This is a genomic window from Mycolicibacterium houstonense (assembly GCF_900078665.2).
GTDB classification, from domain to species: Bacteria; Actinomycetota; Actinomycetes; order Mycobacteriales; family Mycobacteriaceae; genus Mycobacterium; species Mycobacterium houstonense.
Window position 1 is genome coordinate 3,193,136 of record NZ_LT546207.1, and the last position, 26,802, is coordinate 3,219,937.

Here is a 26,802-nt window from a genome sequence, read left to right on the forward strand (position 1 = left end):
GCCGGGCTGGCCGACCGCGCGCGGCGCACCGTGCTGCTGATCGGCGACGGCGCGGCCCAGCTCACCATCCAGGAATTGGGCGCGTTCGGCCGCGAGGGCCTGGCGCCCGTCGTCATCGTGGTCAACAACGACGGGTACACCGTGGAACGCGCAATCCACGGTGTCACAGCCGAATACAACGACATCACCGGATGGCGCTGGACCGAGCTGCCCGCCGCGCTCGGGGTGCCCGACGCGCTCACCTTCCGGGTCAGCACCTATGGCGAGCTCGACGACGCGCTGAGCGCCGCAGCCGAAACGCCGCAGCGCATGGTGTTCCTGGAGGTGATGCTGGGCCGGATGGACATCCCGCCGCTGCTGACCGAATTGGCACAGTCGGCCTCGGCGGCCAACGCGGGTTGAATCCGGCGGCTCAGCCCTTCTTGACCTTGAGCACCTGCTTGCGCAGGCCGTCGGTGGCGGTCTCGACCCCGCCCTTCATGGTCCGCTTGAGGATGAAGCCGGGCAGGGGCACCGACAGATCGATGGTGATGTCGAACCGAACCCGGGTCTTGTCCCCTTCGGGCGTCAACGTGTAGCTGGCGTCCTGCGCCTTGAGCTGGCCCGCGCTCACCAGCGTCCAGCTCACCTTGTTGTCACCCCAGGTGTATTCGATCACCTGCTCGTCGGTCAGCCCGGCGGCCTTGACGGTCATCTTGACCTGCTTGGGCCTGCCGTCCTCGTAGGTCTCGAGGATCTCCGCGCGCTGGTACTGCGGTGACCAGGTGGGCGTCGCCTCCACGTCCGCGACGACGTCGAGGATCTCCTCCGGGGTCGCCTCGATCACTACTTCACGAGAATCGCTGGTTGCCATGGGCCGAAGGGTACCCGGGCTAACCTCGACAATATGAGCGATGCGGTTGATCCGACGGTGCGCCCCAGCGGGACCGGCTGTGTGGACTGCGAAGCCGACGGCGGGTGGTGGGTGCACCTGCGGCGCTGCGCGGCGTGCGGGCACATCGGCTGCTGCGATGACTCGCTGGCACGCCACGCGTCGGCGCACTGGCGCGCCACCGGCCATCCGATCATCCGGTCGTTCGAGCCGGGTGAGGACTGGTTCTGGAACTTCGAGACCAACCAGTACTACGACGGCCCCGAGCTCGCACCACCCCAGTCCCACCCGCGAGACCAGCCGGTGCCCGGCCCGAAAGGCCGCGTGCCCGTGGACTGGGCCGCTCAGCTTCGCAATCGTTAGCCGCCCAGCACGGCCTTGGCGGCGTTGTAACCAGGGATGAAGGTGATCCCGGGCCCACCGTGGCACCCGGCACTGGCCAGGTACAGCCCGTCGATGGGAATCGGTTGACCGACATAGCCTTTCGGTCCGGGACGGTTGGGGCCCATCTGCTCGGGATGGATCAGGCCGTGGCAGTAGTCGCCACCGGGGGCGCCGAACATGGTGCCCATGTGCCGCGGCGTGAACGTGGTGTGCCGAATGATGCGGCGCTGGAAATCCGGTGCCAGCCGGGTGATCTTCTCGATGACCCGCCGGCCCATCTCGGCCTTCCGTTCGCCGTAACCGGAGGCCGACTCCTCGACCGGAAACCATAGGGCGAACGCCGAAGCAGCGTGCTTTCCCGCCGGGGCCAGGGTGGGGTCGTGCGCCGACGGAACCTGGAACGCGATCGCCGGATCGGCAGGCACGATCCCGCGCCGGGCATCCTGCCACTGCTGCTGCAGTTCTTCCGGCGTGCTGAAAAGACCGATGGCAGCCTGCATTTCCGGGTCGTTCAACATCTCGTACGGGGAGCCGAACGTCGGCGCTCCGTCGAGGGCGAAGTGCATCTGCAGATAGCTGCCACGGTGGTCGACCCGAGTGAACCGCTCGCGCACCTCGGCGGGCAGCGCGTCGGGGTCGATCAGCTCGGTGATCGTGGTGTCCGGGGCGATCGCCGACACCACGACCGGTGCGGTGATCGTCGCTCCGCCGGCCAGGCGGACCCCGCGGATCCGGCCGTCGTCGACCAGGATGTGTTCGACGCTGCTGCGCAATCGCAATTCCCCGTCCGCCGCGGTGAACCGGCCGGACAAGTGGTCGGTCAGGGCACCGATCCCGCCTGCGAGCTTCTTCATCAACATGGCGTTCTCGTCGGGTACCGCGAGTCCGTAGGCAAGGGCGGCCGCACTGCCCGGCGTCTCGGGCCCGCGGTAGGTGGTGTTGACCGCCAGGAAGGCCAGCATGCCGCGCAACGCGCCGTGCTTCTCCCGATCCGGCAGGTAGCGGTCCAGCACGCCGCTGACCGATCCGAACAGCAGATCGTCGACCGCCGACCGTTCGGATTCGGTTGTCGCACAGGCATACATCTCGTCGAGCGACCGCGGCGGGCGGCCCGCGTCGAACCGACCCAGCGCCCGGGTTGGGGCCAGGCTCCACGCCATCAGTCCGGCCATCCCGGTGACCGCGTCGGCGCCGTGCACCTCACCGAGGTGGGCGAGCATCTTCATCGGGTCGGCGTAGTAGACGACCGGCGGATCGCCGATCCCGCGCAGCGATACCGACATGACCTCCAGGTCCACGGTCGGCAAGGTGTCCAGTCCGAGTTCGGCGCTCACCACCGCCGAGGTGGGGAACTGCAGCGACCCGGCGATCTCGAACCGGTAGCCGTCGAACAACTCCACGGTCGACGCCATCCCGCCGGCGTACCGCCCGGCCTCCAGGCACAGTGTCCGCATTCCGGCACGGGCCAACAGGGCCGCCGCGGCCAGTCCGTTGTGCCCGGCACCGATCACGATCGCGTCGTAGTCCGCCATCGACTGAGGCTGACATCGGAACGCCAGTTTTGTCAATAATGACAAAACTGGTACTTCGCGGGCGTCAGTCCAGACCCGACCGCAGCGCTTCCAGCGCGGTCCGGCACATCCGCGCCAGTTCGGGCAGCGACCGCTCCCCCGCGTCATTGCCCACCATCCACAGCTCCATGGCGCCGAACACGGCCGCCGCCACGCACCTGGCATTGACCACGATCCGCAGCCGCTCATCGCCCCGCGGCACCCCGGCGTGGCGGGCCACCAGCAGATCGGCCACCGCATCGGCGAAGTCGGATTCGACCTGACGGATGTGCCGCACAATGCGTTCCGGATCGAGTTCGGCGGCACGCATGCTGGCGATCTTGGTCACCGCGTCGACGTCGTAGGGGAATGCCAGGATCGCCGACTGCACCGAGTCGAGGACCGATTCGGTGGCAGGCCGCTCAGCCAGGGCGGCACGGAACCAGTGCAAGCCGGCGTCGTAATCGGCAAACAGCAGATCGTGTTTGGACGTGAAGTGGCGGTAGAAGGTACGCAGCGACACCCCGGCGTCCGCGGCGATCTGCTCGGCCGAGGTGTCCTCGACCCCCTGCGCCAGGAACCGCACCAGGGCGGCCTGACGCAGCGCCTCGCGGGTGCGCTCACTGCGCGCGGTCTGCGCGGGCCTGACCATGCCGGTGAAGTTACCGCATCCGTCGACACATCCGAGCCCCACGAAATGTCAATATTGACAAAACTTCGGCGGGCGAGTGTGCTCACGGCATGGTGTCTCTCATCGTTCACGCGATCCTGGGCGTCGCCGTCGTCGTCCTGGTGATCCGCCTCAACCCACACATCTTCTCGAGGCCGCCCGGGCCTGCCCTGTCCCGCGCCGAGTTGGCCTATTACCTCGTCGGCCTCGCATCGATCCCGATCTGCTGGTATTTCAACGCGCAGTTCATCGCGCAATACGCCGTACCGGACGGCAACCCGATCTGGGGACCCGGAAGTTGGACCGAGTTCATCACCCTGGGGTACACCAACCCCGCCGCGAGTTCGGCAAGCGCCGACTACACGATCGCCAATGTCGTTCTGCTGCCGCTGTTCACGATCATCGACGGGCTGCGGCGCGGAATCCGCCATCCCTGGCTCTTCTTCGTCGCGAGCCTGTTCACCAGCTTCGCGTTCGCATTCGCCTTCTACTTCGCGACCATGGAACGCCAGCGCCGCCACCAACGGGCCGAGGTCGCGGTCAACTGAGCGGCGTCAACAACGCGGTGCAGGCCACCACGGCATCCTCGGTGATCTCGCGAACCTGACCACCGCTCTCCACCGTGACCGCGGTGAGCTCGCGCAGGCCGCCCAGCATCATGATGATGCGATTCCGCGAGATCGCCACCCCCGCCGAGCGGAACGCGTCCGTCGCGATCATCGCCTGCACCATCGCGATGAATCCCTCCATCGACTCCCGCTGCAGTGCCCGCGCCGCGCTTCCCAGCGTCGGCACGTCACGAATCCAGGCCAGCATCAACTCCGGATGATCCTCGTAGGAGGCGATCCATGCCTCGACAGCCTGACGCACCTGGGCCTGCCAAGGGGCACTGCGATCCACCGCGCCGACGATCCCCCGTGCCTGCTGGGCGGTGACGCTGCTCAGCAGCGCCACGAAACACTGCTCGCGGCTGTCGAAATACTCGTAGAAGGTGCGGCGCGAGGTCTTGGCCCGCCGCACAATGTCGGCGACCGTGGTGTTCTGGTAGCCGTCCTCGACGATCGATTCGAGCAGGGCTTCGAGCAGACGCGTCCGATACGCGCTCTTGCCGGCCTCAACCGATGTGGTGGAACTGTTCATCTCGGGCTGCCATCGTAGTGCCGATCAGCGGCGCACGGTCGACCATGTACAGCGCAGCGTAACGCGCGGTGATCAGCCGATCGCCGTGAATGGGCTCAACACATCCCGCACGAATTGGGCGATGTTCACCGACGGATCGCCGTCCGGGAAGCTCACCGTCGCGAGCACGTTCCCGCCGGCGTCGGCGAAATTCTGATCGGCGCGGCCCTGGTGTGTCGAGGACGTCACCACGATGATGCCCGTCGCACCCGCCTTCTTGGCCAGCGGAACCGAGAACCGCGCGTTCTGCACGGTGCTGTTGGCCCGGTCTTCGACGAGATGCGGTTGGCCGGAAAACCAAGTGTCAGTAGCAGATTGCGCATCTGCCCGGCTTCGGTCTTGCCGTTGCGCGGATTTCCACCGGTGACGATCACCGGTGATTGCGGAAACGCCTGGGCGACTGCGAGGCCGGTGAGCACGCGGTGATAGAGGATCGTGCGCATCGATCCGTCCGGCTGCAGACCGTAACCCAGGATCACGATCGCGGGCTTGGTGAAGTCCTTGCCCGCCACGGCCGGCGCCGCATGTGCCACCGCCGGGGTGAGACCGCCGCACGCGACAGCCAGGGCCAGCACCGTCGTCGCCAGGAATCGCCGCAAGCGGCCGGCCGATGCACGCGCTCGGCGCACGGTCTCACCCCCATCAGATTGCGACACGCGTGATTATCGGTGCCAATGAGGGCGATGTTACAGATATGCTCCGTGAGGCGCATTGTGCCTTCTGTTACTTTCGGCCGCGTCGGCCGTCATCTCCGGCACGTGCGGGCCGGCCTGGATTTTCCTCAGACAACCGCCACCAACTCCTCACCGCCTCCTGTCTCCAACCGTGCACAGTGACTGGTTCAGCCGGCCCGCACGACGAAACGACGGATCTGAAACTTGTGACCGGTAGCGGGCCGGGTCCGCACATCATGGCTCGACCCGAAACACACGGAGGTGAAGGCGATGTCGATCAACGACTACTCCGCGGCAATGACCGCGGGAGCGTACGGATACCTGGCGGCACTGGCCGCGGCGGCCGTGTTCGCGGTGCTCTGGCGGATCGCCACGGCACCACGACACCCGGTGACCGGCGAACCCGTGAGCGCGACCGAGCTGGCGTTCCTGCGGTCGGACATCGCCCCGGTGGTGGCCGCCCTGGCCGCCCTGCGCGCCGGTGGACGGATCACCGCGAACCGCCGGGTGGACCACTCGGTGCCGGCCCAGGACACCGACCGGTTCACCGAACGGCTGCTGAACCGGGTCGTCGGCGACCAGGACCACACCGTGCCGAACCTGTACGACGCGTCTCGGGGCGACCTGGCCGCTCTGGAAGAGCAGTTGAGCCGGCGGGGCCTGGTCCGCACCCGAGCCGACCGGATCCGGATGCGGTGGGGCGCGGCACCGTCGTTCCTGGTGCTGGCAATGGGCATCGCGTATGCCGTGCTCCTGGTCAACCACGTGAACGAACGCCCCCAGAACGTGGTGCCGCTCATGGCGGTCATCGTGGCGTCGATCGGGTACGTCGTCGTCGTGTTGCCGCGCCTGCTCTCGGTAGACCGGCTGACCCGGGCCGGACGACGCCTCCTGGCCGCCGAACAGGAGCGTCTGGCCTACCTGAAGCCGGCCGAACGCCCGGCATTCGAGACCTATGGCCCGGCNGTCGGCCGGCTGGCGGCCTGCGCGCAGGCGTTGAGCGCACCACTGGTCAGCGAGCACATCGCCTTCGTGCGGGCCGGCGGCATCGAGGCCGGGCATCTGCTGCCGGTCCCCCGCACGCGTGAGGCCCTGGATGTCTTGGCCCGCAACATCGAACGCACCGCCGGGCAGTTACCGGTGCCGCTGGCGGTGGAGAACATCGCCTCGTTCGTGGAATGGCCGGAGTCGGATCTCACCGAGTCGGAGTTCCTCACCGAACTGGTCGACCGCACGGGCGTGCTGCTAGTGCTCGACGTGGCGAACGTCTACGCCAACGCCCGCAATCGCGGCCTGGACCCGCAGCGGGAGCTGGCCCGGCTACCGGTCGAGCGGGTGGCCTACTGCCACGTCGCAGGCGGCCACGACGGCGGCGATTTCTACCACGACACCCACACCGACCGGACTCCGCCCGAGGTGCTGGAGCTGGTCACCGCCTTGCGGGAGCGGGTGGATACGCCGTTCATGCTCGAGCGCGACGGCCGCTACCCACCGGCGGTCGAACTGTTCGACGAACTGGACGCCATCGCCGCGGCCGCGGGCGCCGCACCCATCACCACCCGGGCACGAAAGGCATGGGCATGAGCGACAGCTTGGCGCGACGGCAGGAAGCTCTGGTGCGGGCCCTGGTGGCCGGTGGTCCGGTGCCGGACGGGTTCGACCCGGCGGCGGTGGCCGCGGCGGGCGAGGTGTGCCGACACAAGCGGGATGCGCACGCGGGAGCGGCTGCCCCAAGGCGCCGGCTGTGGTTGCGATTGCGGTCGCTGCTGACCAAATAGAAAAAACCCGCCAACGGGAGCGGGTTCTCTCAGTGGCCAGGGCCGGGATCGAACCGGCGACCTTCCGCTTTTCAGGCGGACGCTCGTACCAACTGAGCTACCTGGCCGGAAGGCACCGGCTCTTGCAAACCGAACTGCCTCGCCGTGATGGCGACCCTGACGGGACTCGAACCCGCGACCTCCGCCGTGACAGGGCGGCGCGCTAACCAACTGCGCCACAGGGCCTTGCTTTCCTGCGTGCTCCGCGTTTCCGCGATGCGTACCCCCAACGGGATTCGAACCCGTGCTACCGCCGTGAAAGGGCGGCGTCCTAGGCCACTAGACGATGGGGGCCTAATCCGAATCTCTCCGGGGTACTCATCAACCTCGTTCGTTGGGAGCTTCGATAGCTTAGGGTACGGAGGCCCAAATCCTCAAACCGTGTGGTCGCAGCACGAAAATCAAGCATCTTGTACCCTGTCTTCTCGCGCCCCTATAGCTCAGTTGGTAGAGCTACGGACTTTTAATCCGCAGGTCCCAGGTTCGAGCCCTGGTGGGGGCACCAGGATCGCCACATGGCGAGGTCATGAGCAGGTCACGCGCTCCGCGTGACCGACTCACGAGCACCACCGGCCACTCCCGTCTATCGTGTCGGGAGGGTCGTGCGGCCCAGCGTGAACAAGATCGCGAGATTCTCGGGAAATCCCGCCATCGTCTTCACGTTCGCAGTTTGATCGAAGGAGTCAGCAGAATGTCGTCCCGGCGCCTGAGCACTCGAGCCTTGGCCACCGCGATCGGTGCGGCGGCACTGACCGCCGGCGCCATCTTCGGCGTCGCACCGGCCCACGCCACCGCCCAGGACGACCAGTTCTTCACGATCGTCAAGGATCTGGGGATCCCATCGAACTCGGCGGAAGAGGCCGGCACGGTCGGCCGCGGCGTCTGCGATGCGTTCGAGAAGGGCAGGATCGAGCCCGCCCGCACCGTGCGCGGAGTCATCAATCAGCTGATGAGCCAGGCGGGCATCGACAAACACCAGGCGGCGAACCTGGTCAGGGGTGCGGTCAAGATCTACTGCCCGCAGTACGCGTCATTCCTCGGGCGCTGAGGCCCGCCCGCTCACACCTTCGGGCAGTAGTGCATGCCGTTGTCGCGGTGCCCGACCGGCGGCAGATTACGGGCCGGGGTGTGCACCAGCGGGGCGTCGGCCGGAATGCGCCCGGTGGCGCGGTCCCATGCGCTGCGCGCCCGCGGATGCATGCGGCGACGCCGGGGCACCAGCGTGAACACCTTGCCAATTACCTTGCCCAGCAAGCGATGCCGCTTCTCGTCGCGGTCCGACCAGGTGTAGCCCATCAGTTCGCGAACCGCGGGGTGGTACAGGCCGACGGTGAACCAGACGAACAACGGATGCACGATGTACTTGCGCTGCAGCGCCCACATCCAATCGGGCATCTTCGAGGCGAACGGCGGCTTCGGCAACTCACTGAGGTCCAGCACGTCGCGGGCGGCCTTGTTGTCCTCTAACACGTTGCGGCACATGTGTTCCCAGTACTCCTGGAATTCCTCCCAGGTCTTGGGCACCGGCCGCATGCTCATGCCGTACATCGAGTACCACTGGATGTGCTCGTCGAACAGCTGGCGCTTCTCGGCCTCGGTGAGCCCGCCCGCGAGCCGCTCGGCCACGATCAGGGTGCCGACGAAGAAGGTCGAATGCGCCCAGTAGAAGACGTCGGGATTCAGTGCGTGGTAGCGCCGCCCCTGCTCGTCGACGCCCTTGATGTTGACGTGGTAGTCGCGCACCTCGGCACCGGTCTGCGGTGCCCGGTCGCCGTCGAACACCACACCGCCGATGGGATACAGCGAGCGCAACAGCCGGGGCCAGCGTTCCTGGAAGAAGATCGAGTGCTCCATGACGGCCGCGCCGAGCTGCGGATGCATGTTCTGCATCGAGCCGGCCCACGGCCCCTGGAGCATGCCCCGCCAGTCACCGAAGTACTTCCAGGTCAGCGAATCCGGTCCGAGCGGTATCGGCGGCGCCTCGTATCCGCCGGGAGCAGCCGGACAACCGGCCCCCACCGCCGCGGATCCGCTGGTCACGGGGCATGCCTCAGAAGTATCTTGTGTCACAGGTGCACTTTCTGCCGACAGAACGGTGGTCCTGAATCAATTCTGACTACATCTGTTGTCATCTGAGCTTAGGAGTAGATGTGCCTTCCGGTCAACGACGCGGCCGATGGTCGGGTGTTCCGCTGCAGGAACGCACCGCCCGCCGCCGCGACGAACTGATCGCTGCGGGCGTCACATTGCTGGGCAAGGCCGACGGTCCGGCCCTGACGGTACGTGCCGTGTGCCGGGCGGCCGAGCTCACCGAACGGTACTTCTACGAGAGCTTCTCCGACCGCGACGCGTTCGTGCGGGCGGTCTACGACGATGTCTGCGCGCGAGCCATGAGCGCCCTGACCACGGCCGTCACCCCGCGCGACGCGGTAGAACGCTTTGTGGCACTGATGGTCGACGACCCCACCCGCGGCCGGGTACTGCTATTGGCCCCCGAATCCGAACCCGTGCTCACCCGGTCGGGCGCGGAGTGGATGCCCAACTTCATCGGGCTGTTGCAGCGCAAACTCACCCGCATTGCCGATCCGGTACGGCAAGCCATGGTCGCCACCAGCCTGATCGGCGCGCTCACCGCGCTGTTCACCGCGTACCTCGACGACCGGTTGCCGGCCAGCCGCGAACAGTTCATCGACTACTGCGTCGACATGCTGCTCGGACGGGCCGGAAGCTTCTGAACCTTACGGGCGCCCGTTACTCGTCGGGGGTGCTGACCCCGGCGAGCTCTTCCTGCTCGGCCGCGGCGGCCTCATCGGCGGCGGCCTTGGCCTCCCGGCCGGCCGGGCTGGCGATCGACGCACCCGGATTGGTCTCGGTGGCATGGTCGCCATCGCAGTTGAGCGACACCTGAGTCACGTCCTCGGTGTACTCGAAGTAGGTGTCGTCGGTCTGCGGCACCAACGTCCGGACACTCCAGGCATTGGTGACGATGCACTCCTCGCGCGGTAACCGGCTACCGACAGTGACGGCGACGTGCGCCGTGCCGCCTTCATCCTCGATGGCAGTCACCGCGTCGCTGTACGGCTGACCCACCACATCGGGGACCGCACCGGCCGTCCCCGCGCCGGCCATCGCGAGCGCGAAACCCGCCGCCGACGCCGCAACAACACTTCCGAACCCGATCGCGATATTCATCCAGCTCGACCTCCCCGTCCGGTGATCTGTCCCGGAGAGGTGGGGCGGCCAGCGCCTTCAATCGTGGTTTCGGTCGCCCCACGGCCCGCACGTCGCGGACTCCAGGAGCTAGGTGAATTCTAGCCGTCGGGAGGGTTGACGAGCCGGAATTCTCACTCGTCCGGCGTGCTGGCCTCGGCAAGCTCGGCCTCCTCGGCCGCAGCGGCCTCGTCGGCGGCCTTCTTGGCCTCTCGCCCGGCCGGGCTGGCCAACGACGCACCCGAGTGGGTGGCCGAGGCGTAGCCGCCGTCGCAGTTGAGGGAGAGCATCACCTCGTCCTCGGCGTGGGTGTACTCGTCACCGGCGTCGCGTACGAACGGCGCATCCCAGGCATTGGTGACCACGCATTCGTCCTGCGACAACTTGGAGCCGACGGTCACCGCCACCTTGGCCTCGCCGCCGTCATCCTCGATGGCCGAAGCGGCGTCCGCGTACGTCTCGCCCACCACATCAGGGGCGGCGGCGGCGATACCTGCTCCGAACAGGCCGGCTGCGCTCAAAGCTATGGCCGTTCCAGCCCCGGCAACGACGAGCTTCCTCATATGCGCCCCACTCCTCACGGTCCTGCACCAACGTCAGTCCGCGAGATTNGCCTGCCGGCCGGCCGGGCTGGCCACCGAGGCGCCCGGGTTGGTGGCCGTGGCATGATCCCCGTCGCAGTTCAGTGCCACCATCACGACACCGCCGGTGTGCTCGAAGGTCGGCGCTTTCCAGGTATTGGTGACGATGCAGTCGTCCTGGGACAGCTTTCCGCCCACCGTCACGGCGATCTTGGGGGTACCGCCGGAATCCTCGATCGCCGTCGCGACATCCGAGTAGGGGTGCCCTACCAGGTTGGGGTCGGCGCCGGCCGTACCGGCTCCGAGCATCGACGCCGACACGGCACCAAGGGTGAGTGTTCCGGCGCCGAGGACGACGAGCTTCTTCACGTGTGCCCTACCTCCGAGTGTGGGTATCCGACAGATGTTCGTGCGGATCGTACCGGCGCCGTCTGGTCCGCGCAGGAACATCGGACACGCACCGGGGGCAACTTGATGTCACCGGGTTACACAGATATATTGACTGCAACCAACAGGTACAGATAACTGAGCGTCTTCGCGACGCGAGGAGGGTGAGGGCACATGACGCAGGAATACACGGACCTGCAGCTCCTACACGAACTCGAGCCTGTCGTCGAAACCAGCATCAACCGCCACATGCGGATGCGTAAGGACTGGAACCCGCACGACTTCATTCCGTGGTCGGACGGCAAGAACTATTACGCGCTCGGCGGTCAGGATTGGGATCCCGAGCAGTCCAAGCTGTCCGAGGTCGCCAAGACCGCGATGGTGCAGAACCTGCTCACCGAGGACAACCTGCCCTCCTACCACCGCGAGATCGCGATGAACATGGGCATGGACGGAGCCTGGGGCCAGTGGGTCAACCGCTGGACCGCCGAAGAGAACCGCCACGGCATCGCCCTGCGCGACTACCTCGTCGTCACCCGCGCCGTCGACCCCGTCGAGCTGGAAGAGCTGCGCGTCGAGCAGGTCACCCGCGGCTTCTCCCCCGGCCAGAACCAGCAGGGCGACCTGTTCGCCGAGAGCCTCTTCGACTCGGTGATGTACGTGTCGTTCCAGGAGCTCGCCACCCGCGTCAGCCACCGCAACACCGGCAAGGCCTGCGACGACCCGATCGCCGACCAGCTGCTGCAGCGCATCTCCGCCGACGAGAACCTGCACATGATCTTCTACCGGGACGTCTCCGCGGCCGGCCTGGACATCGCCCCCAACCAGGGCATGGCCTCGCTGCACCGCGTCCTGGACAACTTCAAGATGCCCGGCTACACCGTGCCCGACTTCCGCCGCAAGGCCGTCGTCATCGCCGTCGGCGGTGTCTACGACCCGCGCATCCACCTGGACGATGTGGTGATGCCGGTTCTGCGCAAGTGGCGCATCTTCGAACGTGAGGACTTCACCGGCGAGGGTGCACGCCTGCGCGACGACCTCGGCCGCATCGTCGAGGAACTCGAGGACGCCTGCGACAAGTTCGAGGTCGCCAAGGAGCGTCGCCTGGAGCGCGAGCGCAAGATGGCCGAGAAGAAGGCCATGAAGAACCTGTTGGTGTCGTCATCGTCGTAGCAAGTCCCCCCGCCCAGACGGCAGCGCCGGCCCGATCCCAACTGCGGATCGGGCCGTTCGCGTTGCCCAGCCCCGTCGTGCTGGCACCCATGGCCGGGGTCACCAACGTGGCGTTCCGCACCCTGTGCCGTGAACTCGAGATCGCCCGCGCCGGCACCGTCAGCGGGCTCTACGTGTGCGAGATGGTCACCGCTCGGGCCCTGGTCGAGCGGCACCCGGTGACCATGCACATGACCACGTTCGCGCCCGAGGAATCTCCGCGGTCGCTGCAGCTCTACACTGTGGACCCGGAGACCACCTACCTGGCGGCCAAGATGATCGCCGACGAGGGCATGGCCGACCACATCGACATGAACTTCGGCTGCCCGGTGCCCAAGGTCACCAAGCGCGGCGGCGGGTCGGCCCTGCCCTACAAGCGCCGGCTGTTCGGCCAGATCGTGGCCGCCGCGGTGCGCGGCGTGCAAGGTACCGACATTCCGGTGACGGTGAAGTTCCGGATCGGCATCGACGATGCCCACCACACGCACCTGGACGCCGGGCGGATCGCCGCCGAGGAGGGCGCGGCGGCCGTGGCGCTGCATGCCCGTACCGCGGCACAGCGCTACTCCGGGACGGCTGACTGGGACCAGATCGCCGCACTGAAGGCGCACGTCACCGGCATCCCGGTGCTGGGCAACGGCGACATCTTCGAGGCCGACGACGCCCTGGCCATGATGGCTGCGACCGGATGCGACGGCGTGGTGATCGGCCGTGGCTGCCTGGGNCGGGCCGCGCGGCCGGCAGGGATCGGCCGCGTCGGTGTCGCTGCCGGAGGGCTGGCTCGACGATCCCGACGACTGCGCGGTGCCGGTCGGGGCCGATGTGATGCATTCCGGAGGCTGATCGCGGTCGCGTCGAGATGACATCGAGACGCCCCTGTCACCGGGATGGGTCTAGATCAGTCTCAGGATGTCTCAGTACGATGAGAACCTCGCTGCGGCCGGCTCAAGTGGCCGGCGCCGCACACTGCTGCTAGAAGAGATGAGGAGAAAACCTCAGCAGCGCCAGCAGAACCGCAGGAACGATGCGCACCGACGCGCACGCGCAATCTCGAAGAGTCGGAGGCCGGTTAGGACATGAGTGACGGTGACAACGCCACTCCCGGCCGTCGGCGCCGCTCCCCGGGGGATTCGTCGGACAACCAATGGATTACCCGATCGCCGCAGCCTTTGCCAGGCGCCGCGCCGTGGGAACGCCAAGATCGATCGCTGCCCGAGGATTTCCCGGACGTTTCGGTTCCTGATGAGCCCACCGGAAGCCACGCCGACGGGGTAACTGTCGCCGATCTGATCGCCAAGGTCGCCGGGACCGGATTCACGCCGACCCGCCACCGGCTCGAGGACGACGACGAACCCGAGTACGAGGCCGGGTATGAGGAGGTTGCCGAACCCGAGCCCGAGTACGAACCGGAAGCGGAGTTCGAGCCGGAAGCGGAGTTCGAGCCGGAAGCGGAGTTCGAGCCGGAACCCGAACCGGCGTACCTCGACGAACCGCTCCCCGCGCCGGCGTACAGCCGTCCCGAGGTGCCCGATCCGACCGACGTCATCGAGGCGGTCCGGATCGAGCCCGAGCCCGAGGATTTCCCCGAGGCCGAGGACTTCCCCGACACCGAGATGTTCCCGGAGCACTTCGGCGACGCCTTCGACGAGCCGTTCGCGGAGCCTTTCGAGCAGCCGTTCGACGAAGCGGCGCCCGACTCCGGGCACGACGACGCCGTCACCGACAACGCCAACACCGACGTGCTCCCGGCCCTGGCGGTCTACGACTACGACATGCCGCAGCAACGGCCGTCGTGGCGGGTCGGCCGGGTGCCGCCGGACGAGCACGACACCGACGAGCACGGCGAATGGACCGAGGGCGACCACGAGCCCGCGCCGGAGCGCAACCCCCGGGTGATGCTGGCCGGCCGTGCCATCGCGGCGATGATGGCCGTCTTGGCCCTGGTGCTGACGGGCGGGGCCTGGCAGTGGCAGACATCGAAGAACAACAGCCTCAACAAGGTCGCCGCCCTGGATCCCAATTCGCGCGACATCCTCGACCCCAACGCCCAGTTCGGTGACGAGAACTTCCTGATCGTCGGGACCGACAGCCGGTTCGGCGAGAACGGCGGCATGGGGGCCGGCGGCACCGAAGACGCCGGCGGCGCCCGCTCGGACACCATCATGCTGGTGAACATCCCGGCCAACCGGGAACGCGTCGTCGCCGTGTCGTTCCCACGCGACCTGTCGATCACCCCGATGGAGTGCGAGCCGTGGAACCCGGAGACGGCGTCCTACGGTCCGCTCTACGACGAGGAGACCGAGACCTACGGGCCGGACACCGTCTACACCGAGACCAAGCTGAACTCAGCCTTCGCCTTCGGCGGCCCGAAGTGCCTGGTCAAGGTGATCCAGAAGCTCTCCGGTCTGTCCATCAACCGCTTCATGGCCGTCGATTTCGCCGGGTTCTCGAAGATGGTCGACGCCCTCGGCGGGATCGAGGTGTGCAGCACCACCCCGCTCGAGGACTACGAGCTCGGCACGGTCCTGCCCACGGCCGGACGCCAGACCATCGACGGTCACACCGCGCTGAACTACGTGCGGGCCCGCCAGGTCACCACGGAGTTCAACGGCGACTACGGCCGCATCAAACGCCAGCAGCTGTTCCTGTCCTCACTGCTGCGCACGCTGATCTCCCGGGACACGTTCTTCTCGCTGAACAAGCTGAACAACGTGGTCAACATGTTCATCAGCGACAGCTTCGTAGACAACATCCGGACCAAGGACCTCGTCGACCTCGGCCAGTCGGTGCAGGGTGTCAACGCAGGCCGGATCACGTTCGTGACGGTGCCGACGGTCGGATACGCCGACGACTACGGCAACGAGGTGCCCCGCACCGAGGACATGCGGGCCCTGTTCGACGCGATCATCAGCGACGAACCGCTGCCCGGTGAGAAGAACCCGGACAACACCCCGGTGCCCGGCACGCCGGAATCGGCGACGTCGTCGGTCCAGGCCGCGGCTCCCTCGGAAACGCCGCAGTCGACGGCGGCGGCCCCTGACCCGGCGAGCACGGACAGCGGCGAAACGGTCAGCGCCGTCACCACCGAACCACAGCAGGTCACGGTGCAGGTGTCGAACTCGACCGGCCAGAGCGGCCTGGCCTCCACCGCCGCCACTGAGCTGCAGGAACACGGGTTCAACGTCAACACCCCCGACGATTACCCGAACACCCTGTCGGCGACCACGGTGTTCTTCTCCCCCGGCAACGAGGAGGCGGCCGCGACGGTGGCCAGCTCCTTCGCCAACCCGACCATCGAACGGGTGACGGGTATGGGCGACGTGGTGCAGGTGGTGCTGGGATCTGACTTCAACTCGGTCAACCCGCCCACACCCAGCGGGTCGGAGGTGCAGGTGCACGTGCTGAAGGGCACCAACAGCAGCACCCCGACGCACCTGCCGGAAGACCTCACCGTCACCAACGCCGCGGACACCACCTGCGAATAGGCGGAGGAAAGGGCAGGCAGACGCCATTCACCGTTCGTTCATCGTTGCATCGTGACGACACGGCCGGTTACCGCCTAATCTTGCAGCATGCGTACCCAGTACCACGAGCAATTGCGTTCACTGACGGATCAACTCGGCGAGATGTGCGAGTTGGCGGGTACCGCAATGGAGCGAGCCACCCAGGCGCTTCTGCAGGCTGACCTGGCGCTGGCCGAGCAGGTCATCAGCGATCACGACCAGATGGCGACCCTGAGCGCCCAGGCCGAGGAGTCGGCGTTCGTGCTGCTGGCCCTGCAGGCGCCGGTCGCAGGCGATCTGCGCTCCGTGGTGGGGTCGATCCAGATCGTCGCCGACGTGGACCGGATGGGCGCGCTAGCACTGCACGTGGCCAAGATCGCCCGCCGTCGTCATCCGCAGCACGCGCTGCCGGAAGAGGTGAACGGCTACTTCGCCGAGATGGGCCGGGTGGCCGTGGAGTTGGGTCACGCCGCGCGCGAGGTGCTGCTGACCCAGGATCCGGAGAAGGCGGCCCGCATCCAGGAGGAAGACGATGCGATGGACGACCTGCATCGTCACCTGTTCTCGGTGCTGATGGACCGGGAGTGGAAGCACGGCGTGACCGCGGCCGTGGACGTGACGCTGTTGAGCCGCTTCTACGAGCGCTTCGCCGACCACGCCGTCGAGGTGGCCCGCCGGGTCATCTTCCAGGTCACCGGCTCCTACCCGGACGGGGAGTCCGTCCCCTCGACGTAAGGCGTCAGGACTGGTCGGTGGGCGCCACCAGACGGACTCCGTCCTTGTGCGCCCTCGCCAGGTCCCCCAGCACCTTGACCAGCACCTGCAGATCGGCGTTGGGGTAACGCAGCAGGAAGTCGCGAGCCCCGCGGTCCATCTCGTCGTGCATCTCCTGGTGCACCCCGGCGACGAGCTCGCCGTCGGGGCTGAGCTCCAGTTCGATCTCCTTGCGGTTGCCCGGTACCGGTTTCCGGATCACCAGACCCGCCTCTACCAGCCGTTGCACGTGTTTGGACACCGTGCCCTTGAGCCGGCCGGTGCGCGCCGCCAACCCGACCACGCTGATCGGCCCTTCGGCGATCTCGGCCAGCAGGTGCAGCGAGGACGTCGGCAGTGTCTGCACCACCTGCTGTAGTCGTTCGGGGCATCGGGCAGCCATGAAATCGCGCTCGGCGTCTCCCTCGCCGTCGTTCCCGAGCCGGTCCCCCACCGTGGACATCAACCCGGTGATGGCGTCGATCAGCTCGAGTTTGGTTTTCACGGAAACCATCTTGCCACCCTCCGCAAGCCTGAGTAGATTGTTTCCACAGAAACCATATCTATGGAAACCAAAGGAGGCGCTCATGAAGGCCGCACTGGTCACCGAATGGGGCCGGCACCCCGTCTACACCGATGTGCCCGAGCCGCAGCCGCGTGACGGCGCAGAGGTGGCCGAGGTAGAAGCCTCGGCCCTGACCAACCTCACCCGGGCCCTCGTCTCGGGAAAGCACTACGCCAGCAAGGAGATTGCGCTACCGGCCATTCCCGGCGTCGACGGTGTCGCCCGGCTGGCCGACGGGAGACGGGTCTACACCGGCGCGCTCGGATACTCCGGGATGATGGCGCAGCGGGCGTTGGTCGACCCTGCGGGCGGCGTCGACATCCCTGAGCAGGTGGACTCGGTGACGGCGGCTGCCTTGCCCAATCCCGGCATCTCGGCCTGGACCGCACTGTCTCACGCCGCCGCGGTCAAGCCGGGCGATCACGTCCTGGTGCTGGGCGCCACCGGCGTAACCGGTTCCATGGCAGTGCAATTGGCCACCGCCATGTTCGGCGCCGAAACGGTGGTGGCCGCAGGCCGCAACACCGAACGGCTGGCCTGGCTCCGCTCGGCCGGCGCGCACGCCACGATCGCGCTGGGCGAGCAGGAGCTGGGTGCGCAGGTGGCCGACATGCACGCCCGGCGCCCGTTCGACGCGGTCCTCGACTATCTATGGGGCGAGCCCGCCGCCCAGGTGCTCACCGCCCTGACGACCAGCCATCCGGCCGCACACCACCACCGGACCCGGTTCGTCCAGATCGGGTCGATGGCCGGGCCGACACTGCCGCTCGACGCCGCGGTGCTCCGCAGCACCGGAATCACGTTGAGCGGGGTAGGCATCGGCAGCGTGCCGCCCGAGGTGCTGGGCCGGGCCCGCACCGAGGCGCTCCCGACGTTGTTCGGCATGGTCGCCGATGGCCGGCTCGAATTGCGCACTCAGACACGGCCGTTGGCCGACGTCGCCGAGGTCTGGGACGCCGGCGAGCCGTCGGGAACCCGCGTGGTGCTGACGCCGTGACGAACCGCGCGCGAACTCAGCCGAAGCGACCCGAGATGTAGTCCTCGGTGGCCTTCTGCGTCGGGTTCGAGAAGATCTTCTCGGTGTCGTCGATCTCGATCAGCTTGCCCGGCTTGCCGGTGGCCTCGAGATTGAAGAATGCCGTCTGATCGCTCACCCGGGCGGCCTGCTGCATGTTGTGCGTCACGATGACGATGGTGAAATCCTGCTTGAGCGTGGAGATCAGATCCTCGATCGCCAGCGTCGAGATCGGATCCAGCGCCGAGCAGGGCTCGTCCATCAACAGCACGTCGGGCTGCACCGCGATGGCGCGGGCGATGCACAACCGCTGCTGCTGACCACCCGACAGGCCACCGCCAGGCTTGTCCAGCCGGTCCTTGACCTCGTTCCACAGGTTGGCGCCGCGCAGCGAGCGCTCGGCCACCTCGTCGAGGGTCTTCTTGTTGCGCACGCCCTGCAGCTTCAGGCCGGCCACCACGTTGTCGCGAATCGACATGGTGGGGAACGGGTTCGGGCGCTGGAACACCATGCCGATGGTCTTGCGCACACCTACCGGGTCCACCCCGGCGCCGTAGATGTCCTCACCGTCGAGCAGCACCGACCCCTCGACGCGGGCCCCGGGGATCACCTCGTGCATACGGTTCAGCGTGCGCAACACCGTCGACTTGCCGCAGCCCGACGGGCCGATGAAGGCCATCACGCTGCGCGGCTGCACCGAAAGGGAAACCTCGGCAACAGCGTGGAAAGCGCCGTAGTAGATGTTGACGTCTTTGAGATCCAGCCGCTTGGCCATGGATGGCTCCTAAACCTTCTTGGGGGAAAAGAGTTTGGCGACCGCGCGAGCGCCGATGTTGAGGACCGCGATCAGCAGGATCAGCGTCAGCGCCGCACCCCACAGGCGATCGGTGGGCACCGGGTTGGCACCGGCCCCGGCCGAGATCTGGTCGTACATCATGCCCGGCAGCGATCCCATGAACCCGCTGAACATGTCGAAGTTCATGGCCTGGGCGTAGCCGACCAGGATCAGCAGCGGCGCGGTCTCGCCCATCACGCGGGCCAGTGCCAGCATGATGCCGGTGACGATGCCCGAAAGGGCCGTCGGGATCACGATCCGCACGATGGTCTTCCACTTCGGCACGCCGAGCGCGTAACTGGCCTCACGCAGATCCATCGGCACGATCCGCAGCATCTCCTCGGTGGCCCGCACGATCACCGGAATCATCAACAGCACCAACGACAGTGACACCGCGAAGCCGGACCGGCCGAACCCGAAGGTGGCCACCCACAAGGCGTAGATGAACAGCGCGGCGACGATCGAGGGCACGCCGGTGAGGATGTCCACCATGAACGTGGTGATCTTGCCCAACCGCGTCCCACCGCCGTACTCGACGAGGTACACACCGACCATCACGCCGATCGGGATCGAGATCAGCGAGCACACCAGGCCCTGCAGCAGGGTGCCGATGAGCGCGTGATAGACGCCGCCACCGGCGGTGAACGTGGTCATGCCGGCCTGAGAGTTGGTGAACCACGTGGGCGAGGTCAATGCGGCCATGCCCTTGGTGATCACCGAGAACAGCACCCAGGCCAGCGGAACCAGCGCGATCAGCAGGGACAGGGTCACCAGCACCGTGGCGAGGTGGTTGGTCAGCTTGCGGCGCAGGCTGACCCCTTGGAACGCGGCGACTTTGACCGGCCGCTCGAGAGTGGAGGTCATGAGCGTCCCTTTCCGGCGACCGCGGCGCGGGCCAGCGAGTTCACCACGAAGGTGAGGATGAACAGCACCAGGCCGGCGGCAATGTAGGCACCGGCCTTGTACTGGTCGTTGAATTCGCTTGCGGTGGCGGCGATCTTGCTCGCGAATGTGTAGCCACCGTCGAACAGCGACCAGCTGAACGCGGTCTGCGTGCCGCGCAGGATGATCAGCAGCGCGATGGTCTCACCGAGCGCGCGGCCCAGGCCCAGCATGGCGCCGCTGATGTAGCCGGACAGACCGAACGGCAACACCGTGGTGCGCACGACTTCCCAGCGGGTGGCGCCGAGGGCCAACGCGGCCTCGATCTGCCCGCGCGGGGTCTGGGTGAACACCTCGCGGGTCACCGCCGTGATGATCGGCAGGATCATCACCGCCAACACGATGCCTGCGGTGAAGATGGTGCCGCCACCGGCCACCGAAGCGTTGCCGGTCTTGAACAGGAACAGCCAGTCCAAGTTCGTATTCAGCCATACCGCAACGGGTTTGATCACCGGGGCCAGCACGTACAGGCCCCAGACGCCGTACACGATCGACGGCACCGCGGCCAGCAGGTCGACCAGGTATGCCAGCGGGCCGGCCAGCCGGCGCGTGGCGTACTGGGTCAGGTAGATCGCGATGCCCAGCGCCACCGGCATCGCCAGGATCAACGCGAACACCGAGACGAACACCGTCACCTGCAGCAGGTCGAGGATGCCGAAGTGCATCGCCGAGGTGTCGGTGGTGATCCAGTTACCGCCGTAGAGGAAGAAGTTCTCCTCGTTGCGGGTCAGCGCCGGAACCGCGCGCCAGAGCAGGAACACCCCGATCGCCGCGATGAGCGCGACGATCAGGATGCCCGAACCTTCGGCAAGCCAACGGAAAATGCGGTCGCCCAGGCGAACCTTGGCTCCCTTGGACGGATTGGTCGAGATGGGTTCCGGTTCGGGGAACGGGGAGGCAAGCGTCTCCCCAGACCCCGAATCAGATGGATTCGGCGTTGTCACTGTTGTCCCGTCGGGGCCTCTGGTGGTCATGTAGTCGAATACCCATCCTCGCCCAAATTCGTCCTCTTATGCCAGCCGGGCAACTACGCGATCGCCTCGACCGAGGTCAGCAGGCGCTGCTTGAACTCGTCGGGGAGCGCGATGTATCCGGCCTGCGACAGGCTGGCCTGGCCCTCGTTGGCGGCCACGGTCAGGAAGGACTTGACGGCCGAGGCGGTGTCGGCGTCATACCCCTTGGAGCAAACAATCTCGTAGGTGGCCAGCACCAGCGGGTAGACCCCGGCCTCCTTCGAGGCGTACAGCGCGTTCAGGTCCAGCACCAGGTCGTTGCCGTCGCCCTTGACCTTGGCGGCGCCGACGGCCTTGGTGGTGGACTGGTCGTCCAGCGGCACCGCGCCGGCGCCACTGTCGATCTGGGCGTACGGCAGGCCGGCCGCGGCGGCCGGGCTCTTCTCGACGTAGCCGATCGAGCCGGGGGTGGCCTGCACGGCCTGCACCACACCGGATGACTTCTGGGCGCCCTCGCCGGCGCCACCGTTGAACTCCTTGCCGTCACCCTTGGTCCACGCCTGCGGCGCGGCGGCGGCCAGGTACTTCTGGAAGTTGTCGGTGGTGCCCGAGGAATCCGAGCGGTAGATCGGCTTGATGTCGATGTCGGGCAGCGTGGCGCCGGCGTTCAGCGCGGCCACGGCCGGGTCGTTCCACTTGGTGATCTGGCCCTGGAAGATCTTGGCCAGCACCTCGGGGCTCACCACGAGCTTGTCGACGCCCTCGACGTTGTAGGCCAGCGCGACCGGGCCGAACACCAGCGGCAGGTTCCAGGCCTCGTTGCCACCGCACCGCTCGGCGGCCTTGGCCACCTGGTCGTCCTTGAGCGGCGAGTCGGAGCCCGCGAAGTCGACCTGCTTGGCGATGAACTGATCCACACCCGCGCCCGAGCCGGTCGGGTTGTAGGCCAGCGTCTTGCCGGAGCACACCTGGCCCCACACCTTGTTGAACTCCGCAATGGCGTTCTGCTGAGCCGTCGAGCCCTCTGCCGTCACCGAGTTCTTGCCGGCGCAGGCGGCGGACGAGGCCGCGCCGGTGCCCGAGGCCGGCGAGCTGGTGCCTGCGGCGTTGTTGTCGCTGCCGCACGCGGTCAGGGTGAGTGCTGCGATCGCCGTCGCGGACAGAGCGACACCGAACGGCTTGCCAACACTCTTGCCAATGCTGAGGAGCTTCACTTGTCCCACTTTCAGTTGACGGCTTCGAACTCTCCGGCAACGTATGCGGCCGCAGTGGACGGCTCGGGGACAGCAGGTAAATCAACAGTGAACAGGTTCAGCGTGTTCACAGCTAAACGGGTTAACCGGCGGCGTACGCCGCGTCGACGCTGAACACCTCGAAACCCAAGTTTCGGTACGTCGCCACGGCCGCCGAGTTATCTGCCTCGACGTACAGCAGGACCGTCGGCAGGGACCGCTGCGCGAGATGGTGCAGACCGACCAGCGTGAGCACCGAGCCGAGACCACGCCCCTGCGCGGCGGGGTCGACGCCGACGACGTAGACCTCGCCGAGCGCGGGCGCGTGGATCTCGCCGGAGGGCGCGGCGTGAACCTTCGTCCAGTGGAAGCCCAGCAGGGCCCCGGTGTGCTCGTCGACCGCCTCGAACAGTCCCTCGGGGTCGAACCACGGCTCGCCCCGGCGTTCGGCGATCTCGTCGGTGGTCCAGCCGCCCTGCTCCGGATGCCAGGCGAAGGCGGCGTTGTTGACCCGCAGGATCNGGCCGGCGCCAGATTCAGGTAGCCGACCAGCTCGGTGCCGTCGGTGGCCAGCAGGTGGCGGGTCCGGTCATGGGCGAGCTCGCGCAGCACCTGGTCGCCGACCGGTGCCACGCCGTCGACCGCGGTGGCTGCCGCGATGAGGTCACGTATCCCGGTCTGCTCGGCGGCTGACAGCCCGGTACGCCAATCGAGTTCGGTCACTGGCTGGGTAACCGCCCGGCCATCGGCTCGTCGGCGTCGTCCAGCGCCGGATCGAAGTCGTCACCATCGTCGGGTCCACCCGCCGCCTCGGTGGCCGCAGCGCGGCCACGGGACGGGCGCACGGCCTTGTACCCGACGTTGCGAACCGTTCCGATCAGCGATTCGTACTCGGTGCCGAGCTTGGCGCGCAGCCGGCGGACGTGCACGTCGACCGTGCGGGTGCCGCCGAAGAAGTCGTAACCCCACACCTCCTGCAGCAGCTGCGCCCGGGTGAAGACCCGCCCGGCGTGCTGCGCGAGGTATTTGAGCAGCTCGAATTCCTTGTAGGTGAGATCGAGCGGACGGCCGCGCAGGCGCGCGGTGTAGGTGCCCTCGTCGATCACCAGCTCACCCAGCGTGATCTTGCCGACGTTCTCCTGGTTGGCGCTGCCGCCACGGCGCCCGACGAGCAGCCGCAGCCGGGCATCGATCTCGGCCGGGCCGGTGCTGGGCAGCAGGATCTCGTCCAGGCCCCACTCGTGGTTGACCGCGACCAGTCCGCCCTCGTTGATCACCGCGACGACCGGGACCGCGGTGCCCGTCGTGCCGAGCAGTCGGCACAGGCCGCGAGCGGCCGCCAGATCGGCACGCGCGTCGACGATCGCCACATCGGCACTACCCGCCTCCAGCAGCGAGGACACCTCTGTCGGGGCGGTGCGCACGGTGTGGGCCAGCAGAGCCAGGGAGGGCAGGACTGACTCGGGATGCGGGTCGACGGTCAGTAGTAGCAGATCCAACAGGTCCTCCGGCGCGCCGGCAATCACTCCCTACGATCGCCCGGACCCCGATGTCCGCACGGTCGGATTCATGACTGACATGTAGCCGTTACCGGCCTTTAGTGAACTAACGATAACGCCTCACCTGCTGATTAGCCGCGCCGAGCGGTTCGATTCCGAGGCCGTGGGCGACAATGTGGCGGTGCGCAAACTGCTGATCGGACTGACCGCGACCGTCACCGCACTCATCGTCGGGGTCGTCGGCACCGATTTCGGCTCCGCGATCTACGCCGAGTACCGACTGGCCCGCAACGTCCGCAGCGCGGCCGGGCTCAACTGGGATCCGTGGGTGGCCATCCTGGGCTTCCCGTTCCTGACGCAGGTCCGCAACCACCGCTACCGGGAGATCGAGATCCGGGCCGCCGGCGTCGACCATCCCGTGGTGGGCAAGGCCTCCCTGGAGGCCACCCTGCACGGCATCGACATCGCCGGCTCGTCCTGGCTGATCCCGCCGGACGCGAAGCTGCCGGTCAAAAAGGCCGAGAGCCGCATCATCATCGACTCCACCCACATCGGCCGAACGATGGGCATCGACGATCTGCTGGTCGAAGCCCCGGCCCGGGAATCCAACGACGCCACCGGCGGCACCACCGAATCCGGCATCTCCAGCAGCCAGGGGCTCGTGTTCACCGGCACGCCGAAGGCCTCCGGCCTGGACAAGCGGGTCAGTGTCTCCGTCGACCTGTCGTTCGCCGACAACGACCAGACCACGCTCGTGCTGACCGCGACCGGGATCATGACCGGACCCGGAACCGCCGACGAGCCGGTGCCCGAGGACAAGACCGCGGCGGTCCTCGCGGAGTTCAGCGACACGATCACCGGGCAGAAGCTGCCGTTCGGCGTCGCCCCGACCACCGCGGGCGCTCGCGGCTCGGACGTGATCATCGAGGGCATCGCCGAGGGAGTAACCATCGACCTCAGCGGGTTCAGACAGTCATGAGCTCGTCGTGGGTGTTGGTGATCGTGGTGCTGATCGCAGCACTCGGGGTGGCCTATGTGATCGGCCGGCTGCTCACGTTGCGGGCCGGGCTGCTCAAGGCAGGCGAAGCAGCCGCCGATATCGACACCAGTGGCCTGGGATTGTCCGACACCGGGCCGACGGTGCTGCATTTCTCGGCCTCCTGGTGCGGCCCGTGCGCCGCGGTGCGCCGCGTGGTCGATCAGGTGTGCGCCGAGCTGCCGCAGGTGGCACATGTGGAGATCGACATGGACGCCAATCCGGAGGCGGCCCGGCGGCTTTCGGTGCTGTCGCTTCCGACGACGATCATCTTCGACGCCGACGGGCGGCCCCGGTTCCGCACGAGCGGAGTTCCCAATGCCGCTGACCTGCGGTCGGCCCTGGAACCACTGTTGGCCTGACTCGGCGGTCATTGGGTAAGCTGTCGCTCGTGTCAGCCCGCCTTGAGCTTGTGCTCACCAAGCGCCGCGCAGTGGATCTGTGCCGCGTCGCGGGTTGCTGCTGTTGTTGTTGCTGTTGAGCGCAGCCGCGCGCTTTCGCGCGCCCGCTCGGGTGTCGTGCCCTGAGCCTGCACACAACCAGACCCTCGACAACAGGAGTTTTCGTTCACATGTCATCGACATCCCCCCGGCCGGTTTCCGGTCAGCACGCCCAGGTGGACGTGCGGGGTCCCCGGTTCGCGGCCTGGGTCACCACCGCGGTACTGATCGCCACCTTCCTGGTCGCCGGCGCGAGTGAGTCCGCGGCCGCGGTGCTGCTCGGCGCCCAGGCCGTGGTGTTCGCCATCGGCGCGGTCGGAGGCCCGCGCCGCCATCCCTACGGCCGGTTGTTCGCCGCCTTCGTCGCACCGCGGCTGGCGCCGGTCACCGAGCGTGAGCCGGTGCCGCCGTTGAAGTTCGCCCAGCTGGTCGGCTTCGTGTTCGCCGCCGTCGGGGTCATCGGCTTCGCCCTCGGCATCACCGCGCTCGGCCTGACCGCCACCGCCCTCGCGTTGGTGGCGGCCTTCCTGAACGCCGCCTTCGGCATCTGCCTCGGCTGCCAGATCTACCCGCTGGTGACGCGGTTTCGTCGCACGGCGGTTGCCACCACCCAACCCGCCTGAACCCAAACCTGAAGCAACCGAAAGGAATTCGTACATGGCACGTTCCGACGTCCTGGTCTCGACCGAGTGGGCCGGGAACAATCTCGACACCCCTGGCGTGGTGTTCGTCGAGGTCGACGAGAACACCAGCGCCTACGACGACGAGGGCCACATCCCGGGCGCCGTCAAGCTGGACTGGCGCGACGATCTGCAGGACGCGGTCAAGCGCGACTTCGTCGACCAGCAGCAGTTCTCGAAGTTGTTGTCCGACAAGGGCATCAGCAACGACGACACGGTGATCCTGTACGGCGGCAACAACAACTGGTTCGCGGCCTACGCCTACTGGTACTTCAAGCTGTACGGCCACAACGACGTCAAGCTGCTCGACGGCGGCCGCAAGCGCTGGCAGCTCGACGGCCGCCCGCTGGTCACCGACGCCGTCAGCCGCCCGGCTACCTCGTACTCGGCCAAGGCACCCGACAACAACATCCGCGCCTTCCGCGACGAGGTCATCGCCGCGATCGGCGCGAAGAACCTGGTCGACGTGCGCTCCCCTGACGAGTTCTCCGGCAAGATCCTGGCCCCGGCGCACCTGCCGCAGGAACAGAGCCAGCGCCCCGGGCATATCCCCGGCGCCATCAACGTTCCGTGGAGCAAGGCAGCCAACGAGGATGGCACCTTCAAGTCCGACGAGGATCTGGCCAAGCTGTACGCCGAGGCCGGCCTGGACGGCGCGAAGGAGACCATCGCCTACTGCCGGATCGGTGAGCGTTCGTCGCACACCTGGTTCGTGCTGCAGGAGCTGCTGGGACACCAGAACGTCAAGAACTACGACGGCAGTTGGACGGAATACGGCTCCCTGGTGGGCGCCCCGATCGAGTTGGGAAGTTGA

The 26,802-nt window shown here is 67.3% G+C and carries 28 protein-coding genes, 4 tRNA genes and 5 pseudogenes; 19 read left to right on the top strand and 18 right to left on the bottom strand.

Features of this window, described 5'->3' with window-relative positions; genetic code table 11:
- On the top strand, positions 1 to 402 hold a 402-nt coding region (locus BN4332_RS34395; RefSeq protein ID WP_235654111.1), incomplete at its 5' end, for a thiamine pyrophosphate-dependent enzyme.
- Between the two features lie 10 nt (positions 403 to 412).
- On the opposite strand, the gene BN4332_RS16160 is transcribed toward BN4332_RS34395, so the two are convergent.
- On the bottom strand, positions 413 to 853 hold the full coding sequence (locus BN4332_RS16160; RefSeq protein WP_066899630.1) for an SRPBCC family protein: 441 nt from the start codon (positions 851 to 853) through the stop codon (positions 413 to 415).
- 33 nt (positions 854 to 886) lie between these two features.
- Between BN4332_RS16160 and BN4332_RS16165 the strand changes: the two genes are divergently transcribed.
- Positions 887 to 1,234: a UBP-type zinc finger domain-containing protein gene (locus BN4332_RS16165; RefSeq protein ID WP_066899632.1), complete on the top strand. Its 348-nt coding sequence runs from the start codon at positions 887 to 889 to the stop codon at positions 1,232 to 1,234.
- Here BN4332_RS16165 and BN4332_RS16170 read toward each other — a convergent pair.
- The gene (locus BN4332_RS16170; protein WP_066899634.1) at positions 1,231 to 2,787 is read right to left on the bottom strand and encodes a phytoene desaturase family protein; all 1,557 of its coding nucleotides are present in this window, start codon (positions 2,785 to 2,787) and stop codon (positions 1,231 to 1,233) included. The two genes, BN4332_RS16165 and BN4332_RS16170, sit on opposite strands and share 4 nt — an antisense overlap.
- Positions 2,788 to 2,851: 64 nt before the next feature.
- A complete protein-coding gene (locus BN4332_RS16175) occupies positions 2,852 to 3,457 on the bottom strand; it encodes a TetR/AcrR family transcriptional regulator (protein ID WP_066899816.1) in 606 nt (201 codons plus the stop codon).
- 89 nt (positions 3,458 to 3,546) lie between these two features.
- Between BN4332_RS16175 and BN4332_RS16180 the strand changes: the two genes are divergently transcribed.
- Positions 3,547 to 4,023, top strand: a complete 477-nt coding sequence (locus tag BN4332_RS16180) for a DUF2834 domain-containing protein (protein WP_066899636.1) — start codon at positions 3,547 to 3,549, stop codon at positions 4,021 to 4,023.
- Here BN4332_RS16180 and BN4332_RS16185 read toward each other — a convergent pair.
- On the bottom strand, positions 4,016 to 4,615 hold the full coding sequence (locus tag BN4332_RS16185) for a TetR/AcrR family transcriptional regulator (RefSeq protein WP_066899638.1): 600 nt from the start codon (positions 4,613 to 4,615) through the stop codon (positions 4,016 to 4,018). The two genes, BN4332_RS16180 and BN4332_RS16185, sit on opposite strands and share 8 nt — an antisense overlap.
- Before the next feature lie 72 nt (positions 4,616 to 4,687).
- Positions 4,688 to 5,241, bottom strand: a pseudogene (locus tag BN4332_RS16190) (YdcF family protein).
- Between the two features lie 384 nt (positions 5,242 to 5,625).
- On the opposite strand from BN4332_RS16190, the pseudogene BN4332_RS34400 reads away from it, so the two are divergent.
- From BN4332_RS34400 to BN4332_RS16200, 3 genes and pseudogenes are all read left to right on the top strand, one after another.
- A pseudogene (locus BN4332_RS34400) lies at positions 5,626 to 6,261 on the top strand (TIGR04222 domain-containing membrane protein); the annotation flags it as partial.
- Positions 6,262 to 6,294: 33 nt separating this feature from the next.
- A pseudogene (locus BN4332_RS34405) lies at positions 6,295 to 6,912 on the top strand (MbnB/TglH/ChrH family RiPP precursor modification enzyme); the annotation flags it as partial.
- Entirely contained in the window at positions 6,909 to 7,106 is a 198-nt protein-coding gene (locus BN4332_RS16200; protein WP_235654112.1) for an SCO6045 C-terminal-like domain-containing protein, read from the top strand. The pseudogene BN4332_RS34405 and the gene BN4332_RS16200, both read left to right, overlap by 4 nt.
- 33 nt (positions 7,107 to 7,139) lie before the next feature.
- Here BN4332_RS16200 and BN4332_RS16205 read toward each other — a convergent pair.
- The 3 genes from BN4332_RS16205 to BN4332_RS16215 all read right to left on the bottom strand — a co-directional run bounded on the left by BN4332_RS16205 (position 7,140) and on the right by BN4332_RS16215 (position 7,439).
- Positions 7,140 to 7,213: transfer RNA gene (locus BN4332_RS16205), tRNA-Phe, on the bottom strand.
- Positions 7,214 to 7,254: 41 nt separating this feature from the next.
- A tRNA-Asp gene (locus BN4332_RS16210) sits at positions 7,255 to 7,331 on the bottom strand.
- Between the two features lie 35 nt (positions 7,332 to 7,366).
- Positions 7,367 to 7,439: transfer RNA gene (locus tag BN4332_RS16215), tRNA-Glu, on the bottom strand.
- A gap of 135 nt (positions 7,440 to 7,574) precedes the next feature.
- Here BN4332_RS16215 and BN4332_RS16220 point away from each other — a divergent pair.
- Positions 7,575 to 7,650 (top strand) — tRNA-Lys (locus BN4332_RS16220).
- A gap of 186 nt (positions 7,651 to 7,836) precedes the next feature.
- Positions 7,837 to 8,193, top strand: coding sequence for a DUF732 domain-containing protein (locus BN4332_RS16225; RefSeq protein ID WP_066899641.1), 357 nt, complete (start codon positions 7,837 to 7,839; stop codon positions 8,191 to 8,193).
- Between the two features lie 11 nt (positions 8,194 to 8,204).
- On the opposite strand, the gene BN4332_RS16230 is transcribed toward BN4332_RS16225, so the two are convergent.
- Entirely contained in the window at positions 8,205 to 9,215 is a 1,011-nt protein-coding gene (locus tag BN4332_RS16230) for an oxygenase MpaB family protein (RefSeq protein WP_066899643.1), read from the bottom strand.
- An 80-nt stretch (positions 9,216 to 9,295) separates the two neighbouring features.
- Between BN4332_RS16230 and BN4332_RS16235 the strand changes: the two genes are divergently transcribed.
- Complete coding sequence (locus BN4332_RS16235; protein ID WP_066899645.1) at positions 9,296 to 9,880, top strand: TetR/AcrR family transcriptional regulator; 585 nt, start codon at positions 9,296 to 9,298, stop codon at positions 9,878 to 9,880.
- Positions 9,881 to 9,896: 16 nt separating this feature from the next.
- Here BN4332_RS16235 and BN4332_RS16240 read toward each other — a convergent pair whose 3' ends face one another.
- Together BN4332_RS16240 and BN4332_RS16245 are read right to left on the bottom strand one after the other, a co-directional pair.
- On the bottom strand, positions 9,897 to 10,337 hold the full coding sequence (locus BN4332_RS16240; protein ID WP_066899647.1) for a hypothetical protein: 441 nt from the start codon (positions 10,335 to 10,337) through the stop codon (positions 9,897 to 9,899).
- A 152-nt stretch (positions 10,338 to 10,489) separates the two neighbouring features.
- Positions 10,490 to 10,918: a hypothetical protein gene (locus BN4332_RS16245; RefSeq protein WP_066899649.1), complete on the bottom strand. Its 429-nt coding sequence runs from the start codon at positions 10,916 to 10,918 to the stop codon at positions 10,490 to 10,492.
- 579 nt (positions 10,919 to 11,497) lie between these two features.
- Here BN4332_RS16245 and BN4332_RS16255 point away from each other — a divergent pair.
- The 4 genes and pseudogenes from BN4332_RS16255 to phoU all read left to right on the top strand — a co-directional run bounded on the left by BN4332_RS16255 (position 11,498) and on the right by phoU (position 16,773).
- The gene (locus BN4332_RS16255) at positions 11,498 to 12,496 is read left to right on the top strand and encodes an acyl-ACP desaturase (RefSeq protein ID WP_066899653.1); all 999 of its coding nucleotides are present in this window, start codon (positions 11,498 to 11,500) and stop codon (positions 12,494 to 12,496) included.
- 41 nt (positions 12,497 to 12,537) lie between these two features.
- Positions 12,538 to 13,378 (top strand): annotated as a pseudogene (gene dusB / locus BN4332_RS16260) (tRNA dihydrouridine synthase DusB).
- A gap of 233 nt (positions 13,379 to 13,611) precedes the next feature.
- The gene (locus BN4332_RS16265) at positions 13,612 to 16,020 is read left to right on the top strand and encodes an LCP family glycopolymer transferase (protein WP_066899655.1); all 2,409 of its coding nucleotides are present in this window, start codon (positions 13,612 to 13,614) and stop codon (positions 16,018 to 16,020) included.
- An 87-nt stretch (positions 16,021 to 16,107) separates the two neighbouring features.
- The gene (phoU, locus tag BN4332_RS16270; protein WP_066899657.1) at positions 16,108 to 16,773 is read left to right on the top strand and encodes a phosphate signaling complex protein PhoU; all 666 of its coding nucleotides are present in this window, start codon (positions 16,108 to 16,110) and stop codon (positions 16,771 to 16,773) included.
- Between the two features lie 4 nt (positions 16,774 to 16,777).
- On the opposite strand, the gene BN4332_RS16275 is transcribed toward phoU, so the two are convergent.
- Positions 16,778 to 17,296: a MarR family winged helix-turn-helix transcriptional regulator gene (locus BN4332_RS16275; RefSeq protein WP_066899820.1), complete on the bottom strand. Its 519-nt coding sequence runs from the start codon at positions 17,294 to 17,296 to the stop codon at positions 16,778 to 16,780.
- An 82-nt stretch (positions 17,297 to 17,378) separates the two neighbouring features.
- On the opposite strand from BN4332_RS16275, the gene BN4332_RS16280 reads away from it, so the two are divergent.
- Positions 17,379 to 18,353 (top strand): quinone oxidoreductase family protein, encoded by a 975-nt coding sequence (locus BN4332_RS16280; RefSeq protein ID WP_066899658.1) that lies wholly within the window; start codon positions 17,379 to 17,381, stop codon positions 18,351 to 18,353.
- Positions 18,354 to 18,369: 16 nt separating this feature from the next.
- On the opposite strand, the gene pstB is transcribed toward BN4332_RS16280, so the two are convergent.
- The 6 genes and pseudogenes from pstB to BN4332_RS16310 form a co-directional block, all read right to left on the bottom strand.
- Positions 18,370 to 19,146: a phosphate ABC transporter ATP-binding protein PstB gene (pstB, locus tag BN4332_RS16285; protein WP_055117691.1), complete on the bottom strand. Its 777-nt coding sequence runs from the start codon at positions 19,144 to 19,146 to the stop codon at positions 18,370 to 18,372.
- A 9-nt stretch (positions 19,147 to 19,155) separates the two neighbouring features.
- The gene (gene pstA, locus BN4332_RS16290) at positions 19,156 to 20,070 is read right to left on the bottom strand and encodes a phosphate ABC transporter permease PstA (protein WP_066899661.1); all 915 of its coding nucleotides are present in this window, start codon (positions 20,068 to 20,070) and stop codon (positions 19,156 to 19,158) included.
- A complete protein-coding gene (gene pstC / locus BN4332_RS16295) occupies positions 20,067 to 21,122 on the bottom strand; it encodes a phosphate ABC transporter permease subunit PstC (RefSeq protein ID WP_066899663.1) in 1,056 nt (351 codons plus the stop codon). The genes pstA and pstC overlap by 4 nt, the downstream gene beginning before the upstream one ends.
- Positions 21,123 to 21,175: 53 nt before the next feature.
- Positions 21,176 to 22,315 (bottom strand): phosphate ABC transporter substrate-binding protein PstS, encoded by a 1,140-nt coding sequence (gene pstS / locus BN4332_RS16300; protein WP_066899665.1) that lies wholly within the window; start codon positions 22,313 to 22,315, stop codon positions 21,176 to 21,178.
- Positions 22,316 to 22,436: 121 nt separating this feature from the next.
- Positions 22,437 to 23,056: pseudogene (mshD, locus tag BN4332_RS16305) on the bottom strand (mycothiol synthase).
- Positions 23,053 to 23,832 (bottom strand): winged helix-turn-helix transcriptional regulator, encoded by a 780-nt coding sequence (locus BN4332_RS16310; protein WP_096867097.1) that lies wholly within the window; start codon positions 23,830 to 23,832, stop codon positions 23,053 to 23,055. The pseudogene mshD and the gene BN4332_RS16310 overlap by 4 nt, the downstream one beginning before the upstream one ends.
- Before the next feature lie 163 nt (positions 23,833 to 23,995).
- Here BN4332_RS16310 and lmeA point away from each other — a divergent pair, with 163 nt between their 5' ends.
- The 5 genes from lmeA to BN4332_RS16335 all read left to right on the top strand — a co-directional run bounded on the left by lmeA (position 23,996) and on the right by BN4332_RS16335 (position 26,802).
- Positions 23,996 to 24,811: a mannan chain length control protein LmeA gene (lmeA, locus tag BN4332_RS16315; protein ID WP_066899669.1), complete on the top strand. Its 816-nt coding sequence runs from the start codon at positions 23,996 to 23,998 to the stop codon at positions 24,809 to 24,811.
- Positions 24,808 to 25,230 (top strand): thioredoxin family protein, encoded by a 423-nt coding sequence (locus tag BN4332_RS16320; RefSeq protein ID WP_066899671.1) that lies wholly within the window; start codon positions 24,808 to 24,810, stop codon positions 25,228 to 25,230. Before lmeA ends, BN4332_RS16320 begins: the two co-directional genes overlap by 4 nt.
- Positions 25,231 to 25,259: 29 nt before the next feature.
- Entirely contained in the window at positions 25,260 to 25,349 is a 90-nt protein-coding gene (locus BN4332_RS35190; RefSeq protein ID WP_350222965.1) for an Ms5788A family Cys-rich leader peptide, read from the top strand.
- A 90-nt stretch (positions 25,350 to 25,439) separates the two neighbouring features.
- A complete protein-coding gene (locus BN4332_RS16330) occupies positions 25,440 to 25,931 on the top strand; it encodes a DUF4395 domain-containing protein (protein ID WP_066899673.1) in 492 nt (163 codons plus the stop codon).
- Positions 25,932 to 25,965: 34 nt separating this feature from the next.
- A complete protein-coding gene (locus tag BN4332_RS16335; protein WP_066899676.1) occupies positions 25,966 to 26,802 on the top strand; it encodes a sulfurtransferase in 837 nt (278 codons plus the stop codon).